The sequence below is a fragment of the Rhodoblastus sp. genome, assembly GCF_041915505.1.
GTDB lineage: Bacteria > Pseudomonadota > Alphaproteobacteria > Rhizobiales > Beijerinckiaceae > Rhodoblastus.
The window spans coordinates 1-10,854 of record NZ_JAYSBG010000096.1 but is presented as its reverse complement, the minus strand read 5'-3'; the positions used below and the strand labels follow the sequence as shown (position 1 = coordinate 10,854).

The window sequence follows — 10,854 nt, the reverse complement described above, 5'->3', positions numbered from 1 at the left end:
CGATGATCTTTTTATGCACGCCATAGGTCGCGGCGATTTCGCCGCGCGTCATGAATTCCACCGTGGCGCCGAGCGCGTCGCCCATGGCGAGGCCGAGGAAAGCGGCCAGCGCGCGGTCGTTCGGATCGACGCTCACAGGCGGCGCGCCTCCGCATGATAATCGCCGCCGATGACGAGATATTCGCCTTCTCCCTTCAGCGGATGCGACGGCAGCAGATCGTTGAAGAACAGGATTTTCGCGATTGGCGCGCGCACGGTGAGGATGGTGTCGCCGAAACAGCCGGCCGTGTCGCGGTCGCTGGAAAAGGAGACCAGATTGTTGAGGTGCAGAATCACGCGCCCGTCGCCCCGACGTTCATGGATCGGATGATCCTCCAGCACGTTGACTCCGCGATGCAGGGTCAGATGGGTCCCGCCCGGCGCGAAAAAGCGCGCCAACGTCCATTGGCAGAATTCGTAGAGTAGATCGAGCTGGGTCTGGATCGAATTATTGTGGAACCGGCTCGACATTTTCTCTTCGACATAAGTGGTCCAGACCGGGCTGGAAATACGCCGGATCGGCTGTTTGTGAAAGGTGGGAAGCAGACTGAACCGGCTTTCGACCCAGCCCTTCAGCACCGCGCCCTCGGCGCCATTGCTGTCGAAGCCCCAGCCCCGGATCAGGTTCAGGAAGGAGGAGCGATAGCGGCGCGGGCGGCCATCGGACGCCGGACGCGGCTGCTGTTCACGGTCGATGCCGAACATGGCGTTCATGTAAAGCGTGAAGGCTCGCGCGGCCTCGGCCGGATGTTCGGCCTCGCCGAGCATTTCGAACAGGTCGCGGTTGAATTCGCGCACGCCGGATATTTTCAGCGGCAGCGGCGCCTCGTTATAATCGCAACTGGCGAGAAATTCGGTCGGCAGTCCGACGAGATTGGTCGAATGGCCGATCCGGCGCATCGTCTCTGGCGCTCCAGGGGGCTTCGCGCCTTGGCTTAGCATATCCGGGCGTCCTCAGCCTTCATCCGTTCTGATAAAGGCCAGAGCCGCGATATGGCCGCCGCCCGACTGAGCCCCGACCGCGACCCGCACGGCGACGGCGCGGCCCGAACGCAGGCGGGCGATGCCGCCGTCGAGATCGACCTCGATATCGTGAAAATCCAGAAAGACGCCATCGAGCGGATGAACCGCCTTGAACACGGCCTCCTTGGCCACGAACAAGGCGCGGCCGCGCAATAGCGCCGCGTCATAAAGGGCGCGCTCGGCCGGCGTCGCGACCAGATCGACCAGCTCGTCCGGCAGATCTGCGTCCGGCTCGATATCGATTCCGACGCTTGCGAAATCCGTCGCCCGGGCGACCGCCGCCAGCGCCACGAGTTCATCATGGGCCAAAGACCCGACAAAGCCCGCCGGCCAGAGCGGCGCGCCGGACGGCGCCTTCGCGATCGCTGCATCGGGCGCGCCAAGCCGGGACAACAGGGCGCGCGCGGCGATGCGCGCGGCGCCGCTCTGCCGCCGCGCTTGCAGCGACGCCTTGTCGAAACAGACGGCCTCGGCGGCGAGCAAAGCCTGTTCGTCTCCCGCCGCGATCAGACGATGCGCAACGAGAATGCCGGGCGCGGCGATCAATTCGGCGAGCCGATCCATCGGCGCGCTCGCCTCCGGGCGTGACGGCAGGGGACAAGACATGTCAAAAAAGGGCTCCGCCGATCCGATGAGCGGGCGCCCTCGCCGCTCAACGCGGGCCGATCACCCGACGCCCGCCTGCCGAAGCCGCCTGCCTCCGCAAACTAGTCCCGATCGCGCGCCTGCCGCAAGGCGACGCGCGCAAGAGGTCGGGGGCGCGGCAAATCAAAGGCTGGGTTGGTCGAGGCGTTTGTGGCATCGTCCCGGTCCATGGTCGCGCTTGCGTCGGTGAGCGGCCTTGGCGCGCGGGTGGGGAGCGGGTGTCTATGGATGGGAATTTATCGCGCGAGTCGGACCGGATCATCGTGCGCCTCGTGCTGAGCAGCCGATGGGCGATGGCGCCGCTCATCGTCGGACTCATCGGCGCGCTGGCGCTGCTGGTGATCTCCTTCCTGACGGAACTGTGGGGCTTCGCCATCCGGCTTGCCGGCATGAGCCAGACGGAGGTCATCCTGAACGTCCTCACGCTGATCGACCTCACCCTGATCGGCGGCCTGCTCGTGATCGTCATCCAATCGGGCTATGAAAATTTCGTCGAGAAGATCAACCGCGGCGCCGCGCCGGATTCGCCCGAATGGATGACCCGCATCAGCTTTGGCGGCCTGAAGCTCAAGCTCTTCGCCTCGCTCATGGCGATCACCGCCATCACTCTGCTCAAAGCCATCATGAAGCTGGAGCTTTCCGTGAGCGAGACGCAGGTGCGGTGGCTGGCGGCGGCGACCGCGATCTTCATCGTCGCTTATGCGGTGCTCGCCTTCACCGACCGCTTTACCCAGCACGGCAGGGGCGATCATTGATTTCGGGCGATGCTTCGGCGGCCGGCCGGGAAACGGGGTCGTCCGGTCGAAACGCCGCAATTTGAACTGGCCGCCATGACTCACATCAGCCCGGACCTGAAACGAGCGGTGGCTACCGTCGCTTTGCTCAATCTCGCTTTTTTCGGCGTGGAATTCACGGTCGCGCAGCGCATCGGCTCGGTTTCCCTGTTCGCCGACAGCGTCGATTTTCTGGAAGACGCATCGGTCAATTTCCTGATCCTGGCCGCGCTTGGCTGGTCGGCGCGCGCCCGCGCCCGCCTTGGCATGGTTTTGTCGGGCGTTTTACTTTTCCCGGCGCTTGCGACCCTGTGGACGATCGTCAGCAAGATCGCCGCGCCAACGGCGCCCGACGCCTTCTCGCTTTCGGTCACGGGATTGGCCGCGCTGGTCGTCAACGCATTTTGCGCGCTACTGTTGGCGCGCTATCGCGATCACGCCGGCAGCGTGACGCGCGCGGCTTTCCTCTCGGCGCGAAACGACGCCTTCGCCAATCTGGCGATCATCGCGGTGGCGCTCGTCACCGCTTTTCTTTGGCGTTCGGCTTGGCCCGATATCATCGTCGGATTGGGCATCGCCGTCATGAACGCCGATGCGGCCCGAGAGGTCTGGACCGCGGCCCGCGAGGAACATGCGATCCACGCATAGCCGCAAGGATCCACGACGCTCATCCGCTCCACCCGCGCCGATCAGGCGCGGCGCTATATAGCAACCCTATATATTTAAAAGGATTTCATATTCCCCAAACCGAAATGCGGTGATAGACGCGACTCGATGCAACCGTGTTAATTCGGGCGGAGCGCGGCGGTGATGAGCGAAACGGCCGCATTGGCAATCCTCTTTTTCGTTATCGCCGCGGCTTATGCGTCGGTCGGTCAAGCCGGCGCCTCGGGCTATCTGGCCGCGATGGCGCTTTTCCATCTCGCGCCGGCGACCATGAAGACCACGGCGCTGTCGCTGAATCTCCTGGTCGCCGCGATCGGAACCTATCAATTCTGGCGCGGCGGCCACCTGTCGATGCGCGCCTTCTATCCCTTCGGCGTTCTGGGCGTTCCGTTCTCGCTCATCGGCGGCGCCGTGCAACTGCCATCGCATTTCTATTATCCGACGGTTGGAGCGATACTGCTGCTTTCGGGGCTGCAAATGCTCCGCTCGGCCGAGAAAAATCGACGTTCCGCTTTATCGCCTCCGGACCGCCCGCCGCTGATCGGCGCGCTGCTCGCGGGCGGCGTCATCGGCTTCGTTTCCGGGACGACCGGGACGGGCGGCGGCATTTTCCTGGCGCCGGTCATCCTGTCGATGAACTGGGTCAGCATGCGCCGGACGGCGGCCGTCACGGCGGCCTACAATCTCCTGAACTCCGGCGCCGCCCTGATCGGGGCGTTCCACATTCTGGGCGCCGCTCCACACGCTCTCCCCGTCTGGCTCGCGGCAGTCGGCGTGGGCGGCGCCTTGGGCGCCTATGCCGGCAGCAGCCGCCTGCCGGAAAGCACGCTCCGCTATATTCTGGCCGCCATCCTGCTCGCGGCCGGCGCCAGGCTCGTGCTGGTCTGATTTCTTTTGGTGTCGGCAAAAGGCGGCCGCATTGTCAACGCGAATCGGCGGCGCCGCGCCAAAGCTGCATCCATCTTGTTGATTTTAATGGTGTCCCGAAAGGGATTCAAACCCCTGACCTGTGGTTTAGGAAACTTGCCATGCCCCGCCTTCGTTTTCGTCAAACATCTTTCCTTGGTGTCCAAGAAACCGGAGGCAACCCACGCTGCCGACTGCGCTTGGATATTGATTGCATTCCAGGGAAGGTGTAGTCTTAATAAGAATTTATTCACACACGCCGCCAATGCATCATCTGTAAACTAGGCGCGGGCAAAGCATTGCAGAGCGCGGGGCGCGCGACATTGATCGGGGCGTACTTTACCTCGGATCAGACGGTCGTGTTCTTCACAAGCCTGCTGCTTCCGCCACCGTCACGCTGATCTGGCGATCGCGAGTCCGCGCGGGGATCTCCGGTTTCAGAGCGCGTCGGGTGGCGCTGCCGCGATGCGCCGTCGAAGGCGTCGAGAGCCTGTTCAAAACGCCGCCAGTTGACGCCCGGCAATTGTAGTAGCTGAATAGCGCACATTGGCGACAATCATGGATTATTGTTGCTGCGCATGATGCTCAAGAAAAAAAGCGCCGGCTTGCCCGGACAGGCGTCGTGCATCGGGAGGAAACATGGTCGAGATCATCGTAAAGCGCGACGGTCCGCGTCGCGAAGACGCGCCGTTGAAGCGCTTCCTGAGCGAAAACCGCTCCACAATCACGCGCCTCGCGGACCATCTGAGCAACGGGAATTATTCGGCTTCCAAAGCTCAGCAGGAAAAGCCGCAGGCCGAGAATCACATCATTATCGTGGGCGGCGGGGGCGCTTCGACGGGGGAGGTCTGCGCGCGCATCCGCTCCACCCGGAACGGGCGAGTCATCGCGGTCGATGAAAATGCGGGAAAGCAATTGCACCATATCGGCCAGATCGCCCGGAAAAACGGCGAAATGCTGTTCCTTTTGGTAACCAAGGCCAATGGTTTCTTCGCTCCGGTGGAGGATGAGATCGCGGAGGCCCTGTCCGACCTCGATGGCAAGCCGGTCCGAAGCGACAAGGACGAAGAGGAGATCGTCGCCGAAATCGGCCGACGTCTCGGCATGGCTTGATGGTGGTCGCCATTTAAGCGTGCGAGCTTCACCTTGCGACTTCGTTTTTAAGGCGCCGACGATATGAAAAAGGAAGTGAGTGCGAGCTGCGACGAGTGCGTCGTTCCTTCAGTTTTCAGGTCGCCCGAACTTTGCGCGACCGTCGATAAGTCCGATGGCTGTCCCTATGACGAGGGCGTCACCATGGACGCTTGGGAAAAATTCATGTCAGCGGGCGACACGGCTGCGGACGACCCCGTCGCCGTGCGTCCGGTGATCCAGAATTCCTGGAGTCGCAGCGCCTCCTGCGGCATTGACGCCAACGGCTCCCAGGCGCCCATCAGCGACAATCGCGACGAAATCGAATATATCCGGCACTCGAATTCGGAATTGCGGACCGCGGCGCGCCGTTCGATCGACGTCATCGGCAATCTGCTTCATGGCACGGGTGCCATGTTCATCCTGGCCGATCGCAATGCGGTTCTCCTTGAGGCGGTCGGAGACCAGAAAACCCTGTTCGCCGGGATGGACATCCATCTCATGATCGGGGGCCAGTGGCGCGAGGACGCCGTCGGCACGAACGGCATCGGCACCGCGCTCGCAACCGGCGAGCCGGTCTTCGTCCATGCCGCCGAGCATTTCTGTTCCGGCATCAGGCGATGGACCTGCGCGGGCGCGCCCATCCATGATCCCTTGGACGGAACCATTGTCGGCGTCGTCGATCTCTCCGGCTTTTCGCCGATTTTTCGCCCGCACAATACCGCCATGGTCGCCGCCGCGGCGCGCGAAATCGAAAACGCTTTGATGGAGCAGCAACGGGCCGAACAGACCCGGCTCCTGGAAACATTCATCGCCTCCGCGCCGAGCTATGCGCAAAGCGATGGGCTCGTCATTGTCGACCGTTATGGCCGTACGATTTTCACCAATAACCTGCCGGCCCGCGCGCTGGCCGGCGAGAAGGGCGGCGCGGCGCGATTCGAGCGCGGCTCCAAAGTTCTGGGCGCGCTGGCCAAAGTCACCGAGCTGCAAAGCGCGCTGCCGCCCGATCTGCGCGATTCCTGCCACGTGACGCCGCTGAATATCAGCGGCGATCTGCGGGGCGCCGCGCTGGTCTTTCCTTTCACGGCGGGGCCTCCCGGGCGACGGGCGTTCGCCATGCCGGGCCTGGCGTTCGATGCGCAAGCCGAGGCCGCGTCCCTGATCGTGGGGCGAAGCGACGCCATCCGCGAAGCCGTCGATGTCGCCTGTCGCGCGGCCCAATCGAAGGACAAGATCGCCTTGCTGGTCGAAGGCGAAACCGGCGTCGGAAAGGAACTCTTCGCCAAGCTGGTTCATCTGCGCAGCCAAAAGAGCGCCAGCAGCCCCTTCGTCGCCATGAATTGCGGCGCCATTACCCGCGAATTATTCGGCAGCGAACTTTTCGGTCATGTCGGCGGAGCCTTTACCGGGGCCGCCAAGGAAGGCAAGCTGGGCGTCTTCGAGCTCGCCAATGGCGGGGTGCTGAGCCTTGACGAAATTGGCGAGCTTCCGCTGGACATCCAGACCTTCTTGCTGCGCGTTCTCGAAGAACGCGTCGTGCGTCGCATCGGCGACAACAAGGACCGCCCGGTCGATATTCGGCTGGTCGCGTCGACCAATCGCGATCTGAAGCTTGAAATAGAAGCGGGACGCTTCCGCCGCGACCTTTATTATCGCATTGGCGCCGTCTCCATCAAAGTCCCGCCGCTGCGCGAGCGCGGCGATGACCTGTTGTTGCTGCTCGAACATTTCAGCGCCAAGACCGCCGAACAGATGGGACGCGAAAAGCTGCGCTTTTCGCCCGAGGCGCTTGACGCCTTGATGGCCTATCGTTGGCCCGGCAATGTGCGCGAACTGAGAAATCTCGTCTCTCGTCTGCACTTGCTGGTGTCATCGGACCTGGTTCGCCGTTCTGATTTGCCGGCCGACCTTCTTGCCTTGCCCAAGCTCGACGAGAAGAAGGATGACGTTGTGACGATGGATTGCAGCCTCGCCACCTCCAGCCTGGAATATGCGGAGCGGGAGGCGATCAGATCGGCGCTGATGGCGGAAAATGGCAATCTGAGCCGCGTCGCGCACCGGCTCGGCATTTCAAGGCCGACACTTTATCGAAAAGTGAACCAATATGGCATCCGTCGCAGCATTTCCTTGACGTGACGCCTCGTCCGCGCCGCGCAATGTCGCGGCGCGACGCATTCAGCTCCCCACAGCAACAAGCGATGAAGGCTCGCCGACGGGTCAGGGGCCGTCGAAAGCTGTTTGGAAAATCGGGGGCGACGGCGTCAATGGCCATTGAATTTCATCAATTCCTCTGCCTGCAGGATAATTTCGGCCTGTTGGCGCATGATCCCGCCACGGGCGCCACGGCGGCGCTCGACGCTCCCGACGCCGAGCCGATTCTGGCCGCCTTGGCGGCCAAAGGCTGGGGCTTGACGGATATTTGGCTGACCCATCATCACGACGACCACATTCAGGGCGTTGCGGCGCTCAAGGCCCATTTCGCCAACGCCCGCGTCGTCGGCGCCCGCAAGGACGCCGCCCGGTTGCCGCCGCTCGATCTGAGCGTGGTTGAGGGCGACATCATCCAGCTTGGCGCCCATAATGTTCGGGTTCTTGAAACGCCCGGCCACACTTTGGGGCATTTGGCCTATTATTTCGTGCAGCAAAAAGTCGCCGTCGTGGGCGACACGCTTTTCGGGCTTGGATGCGGCCGGGTGTTCGAGGGCACAATGCCGATGATGTACGAGTCTCTTATGAAACTGGCGTCGCTGCCCGACGAAACCCGCGTCTATTGCGGACATGAATATACGCAGGCCAATGCGGCCTTTGCATTGGCCGTCGACCCGGACAATGCAATCCTCCTGCAACGTGTGAAAGAAATCGACAGCTTGCGCGCTTCGGGCAAATTTACCGTGCCGACATCAATCGGCATCGAACGCGCAACCAATCCGTTCTTGCGCGCCGACAATTCGAAATTGCAGTCACACCTGGGTTTTGACCACGCCAATCCCGTAGATGTGTTTGCTGAATTGCGCGAACGGAAGAATCATTTTTGAAGCCAAAACGACGGGACGATCCAGTTTATTGCGGAGGCCTCAGGCGTCTCCATTTCGACTGACGGTTCAACCACGGCCTTCAAACGTCATACGCCAATTCACAGTCGATTCTGGCTGCTTCCGCGAGCGTGGCGCATGCTCCGTCATGCGGCCTCTTCGATGACAAAAAGCAGATCTCGCGCTTCAACATGTTGGCCCGGCGCCGTCAGCACCTCCGTGACCTTTCCGGCGCGATGCGCGTGCAAGGCCGTCTCCATTTTCATCGCCTCCAGCGTCAAAAGCACATCGCCTGCGGCGACGGCGTCTCCGATGCCCACGGCGAGCATGGCGACGGAGCCGGGCATCGGGGCGCTGACATGCGTTTGATTGGTTTCGTCGGCCTTGCGCCGCGCCGGTCGGCTCGCCGAGGCCGCGCGGTTTGGGATCCGGACGATACGCTGTTGGCCATTGAGTTCAAAAAAGACCTTGACCTGCCCGTCCTCCTCGATCTCGCCAATGGCTTGCAGCCTTATGACGAGCACCTTGCCTTCCTCGATCTCGACATTGATCTCCTCGCCGAGGCTCATGCCGTAAAAATAATTCTGTGTCGGCAAGGTCGAAACGGGACCGTATCGGCGGAGTGTCAGGGCGTAGTCGACGAAGACTTTAGGGTACATAAGATAGGATGCGAACTCTTCCTCGGTGATGTGTCGGTTGACCTTCTTCTGCGCTTCAGCGCGAAGGGCGTCGAGGTCGGCGGGCGACAGCAATGCGCCCGGTCGAACATCAATGGGAAGCTCGCCCTTCAGCACCTTGGCTTGCAGAGCGACCGGCCAGCCCCCATGCGGCCGGCCGAGATCGCCCCGCATCATTTCGACCAGCGATTCCGGGAAGGCGATTTCGCGGGCGGGATCGATGACTTGTTCCGGCGAAAGGTTCTGCGCGGTCATCATGAGAGCCATGTCGCCGACGACTTTCGACGACGGCGTGACCTTGATGATGTCGCCGAACAAATCATTGACTGCTCGGTAGTTGCGGGCAACGTCATGCCAACGTCCGTCCAGCCCGAGCGCTCTCGCCTGTTCCTTGAGATTGGTGAACTGGCCGCCGGGCATTTCATGCAGATAGACTTCCGAGGCGCCCGCCTTGTTGTCGCATTCGAAAGCGGCATATTGCGCGCGCACATTCTCCCAGTAGAGGCTGATGCGACGGATTCCTTCCGTGTCGATACCCGTGTCCCGCTCTGTCCGGCGCAAGGCTTCGACGATGGCCCCCAGGCACGGCTGCGACGTCAGGCCCGACATGGAATCCATCGCCAGATCGACAGCGTCCACCCCGGCCTCGACCGCGGCCATGATGCTCGCGCCGCCGATCCCGGATGTGTCGTGGGTGTGGAAATGCAAGGGCAAATCCGTTTCCTCGCGCAAGACGGCGACGAGTTTTTTCGCGGCGGCGGGCCGCAGCAGGCCGGCCATGTCCTTGATGGCGAGAATATGGCACCCCGCTTTTTCCAACTCCTTGGCGGAGCGCACATAATAATTCAGCGAATGCTTGGCGCGATCGGGGTCGAGAATATCCCCGGTGTAACAGATTGCGCCTTCCGCCAGCTTGTTGCTTTCGACCACGGCGTCGATGGCCACGCGCATGTTTTCGACCCAATTGAAACAATCGAAAATGCGGAAAATATCGACGCCCGACGTCGCGGCCTGGGCAATGAAAAGGCGCACGACATTGTCGGGATAATTGGCGTAGCCGACTCCGTTTGACCCGCGCAGCAGCATCTGGGTCAGAAGATTTGGCGCTTTGGCTCGGATCGCCCGCAAGCGGTCCCAAGGATCCTCGTTGAGGAAGCGCATGGCGACGTCGAAGGTCGCGCCACCCCAGCATTCAAGCGAAAGCAGGTTGGGCATGCCCCGGGCATAGGCGTCGGCGGCGCCGATAATATCGCGCGAGCGCAGGCGCGTTGCGAGCAGGGATTGGTGCGCATCGCGCATGGTCGTGTCGGTCACGAGCAACCGTCTTTGCGCCCGCATCCAGGAGGCGAATTCTCTTGGCCCAAGCCGCTCCAGCAAGTGTCGCGAGCCCTCGACGATGGGCTCGTCGAAATGTGGCGCCTTGGGCGGGCGCGCGGTTGCCGCGGGCTTCGCGCGGTCTCGTGTTTCGGGATGGCCGTTGATCGTGACGTCGGCGAGCCATGTCAGCAGTCTCGTCGCGCGATCGTGTCGCTTCCGAAAGTCGAACAAGGCCGGCGTTTCGTCGATGAAACGCGTCGTATAATCGCTGGCCTGAAAGCGCGGATGGCTGACGACATTGTGCAGGAAGGCCAGATTGGTCGCGACGCCGCGGATGCGATATTCCTGCAAGGCGCGATCCATCCGCTGGATCGCCTCTCGCGGCGCCGGGGCCCAGGCGGTCACCTTTTCCAGCAACGGATCGTAGAAGCGGGTGACGATCGCGCCGGAATAGGCCGTGCCGCCATCGATGCGGATGCCAAAGCCCATGGCGCCGCGATAGGCGGAGATGCGGCCATAATCAGGAATGAAATTGTTTTCCGGATTTTCCGCGGTGATCCGGCATTGCAGCGCATGGCCGTTGAGCTTGATATCGCGCTGCGCGGGAATGCCCGTTTCCTCGAAACGGCCGATCCGTCCGCCTTC

At 62.3% G+C, this 10,854-nt stretch carries 10 protein-coding genes; 6 read left to right on the top strand and 4 right to left on the bottom strand.

Translation table 11 applies throughout. From position 1 onward, the window contains the following. The 3 genes from ACE3S9_RS08200 to ACE3S9_RS08190 all read right to left on the bottom strand — a co-directional run. The coding region (locus ACE3S9_RS08200) for an ADP-ribosylglycohydrolase family protein (protein WP_374545956.1) at positions 1–136 on the bottom strand (136 nt) is incomplete at its 3' end. Next, a complete protein-coding gene (locus ACE3S9_RS08195; protein WP_374545954.1) occupies positions 133–939 on the bottom strand; it encodes an NAD(+)--dinitrogen-reductase ADP-D-ribosyltransferase in 807 nt (268 codons plus the stop codon). The genes ACE3S9_RS08195 and ACE3S9_RS08200, both read right to left, overlap by 4 nt. Before the next feature lie 54 nt (positions 940–993). Beyond that, positions 994–1,626 carry a 4'-phosphopantetheinyl transferase gene (locus tag ACE3S9_RS08190; RefSeq protein ID WP_374545953.1) on the bottom strand — a complete coding sequence of 211 codons (633 nt, stop codon included), beginning with the start codon at positions 1,624–1,626 and terminating at the stop codon, positions 994–996. Positions 1,627–1,931: 305 nt separating this feature from the next. Between ACE3S9_RS08190 and ACE3S9_RS08185 the strand changes: the two genes are divergently transcribed. The 6 genes from ACE3S9_RS08185 (at position 1,932) to gloB (ending at position 8,218) form a co-directional block, all read left to right on the top strand. After that, positions 1,932–2,462, top strand: a complete 531-nt coding sequence (locus ACE3S9_RS08185) for a YqhA family protein (RefSeq protein WP_374545952.1) — start codon at positions 1,932–1,934, stop codon at positions 2,460–2,462. A 75-nt stretch (positions 2,463–2,537) separates the two neighbouring features. After that, the gene (locus tag ACE3S9_RS08180) at positions 2,538–3,128 is read left to right on the top strand and encodes a cation transporter (RefSeq protein WP_374545951.1); all 591 of its coding nucleotides are present in this window, start codon (positions 2,538–2,540) and stop codon (positions 3,126–3,128) included. 162 nt (positions 3,129–3,290) lie between these two features. Further along, positions 3,291–4,034 (top strand): sulfite exporter TauE/SafE family protein, encoded by a 744-nt coding sequence (locus ACE3S9_RS08175; protein WP_374545950.1) that lies wholly within the window; start codon positions 3,291–3,293, stop codon positions 4,032–4,034. A 657-nt stretch (positions 4,035–4,691) separates the two neighbouring features. Then, a complete protein-coding gene (locus ACE3S9_RS08170) occupies positions 4,692–5,165 on the top strand; it encodes a hypothetical protein (protein WP_374545949.1) in 474 nt (157 codons plus the stop codon). Between the two features lie 204 nt (positions 5,166–5,369). Further along, positions 5,370–7,319: a sigma-54-dependent Fis family transcriptional regulator gene (locus ACE3S9_RS08165; RefSeq protein WP_374545948.1), complete on the top strand. Its 1,950-nt coding sequence runs from the start codon at positions 5,370–5,372 to the stop codon at positions 7,317–7,319. A gap of 128 nt (positions 7,320–7,447) precedes the next feature. After that, a complete protein-coding gene (gloB, locus tag ACE3S9_RS08160; protein ID WP_374545955.1) occupies positions 7,448–8,218 on the top strand; it encodes a hydroxyacylglutathione hydrolase in 771 nt (256 codons plus the stop codon). A gap of 143 nt (positions 8,219–8,361) precedes the next feature. Here gloB and pyc read toward each other — a convergent pair. After that, positions 8,362–10,854 (bottom strand): pyruvate carboxylase (gene pyc / locus ACE3S9_RS08155; protein ID WP_374545947.1); only part of this gene is annotated, 2,493 nt, incomplete at its 5' end.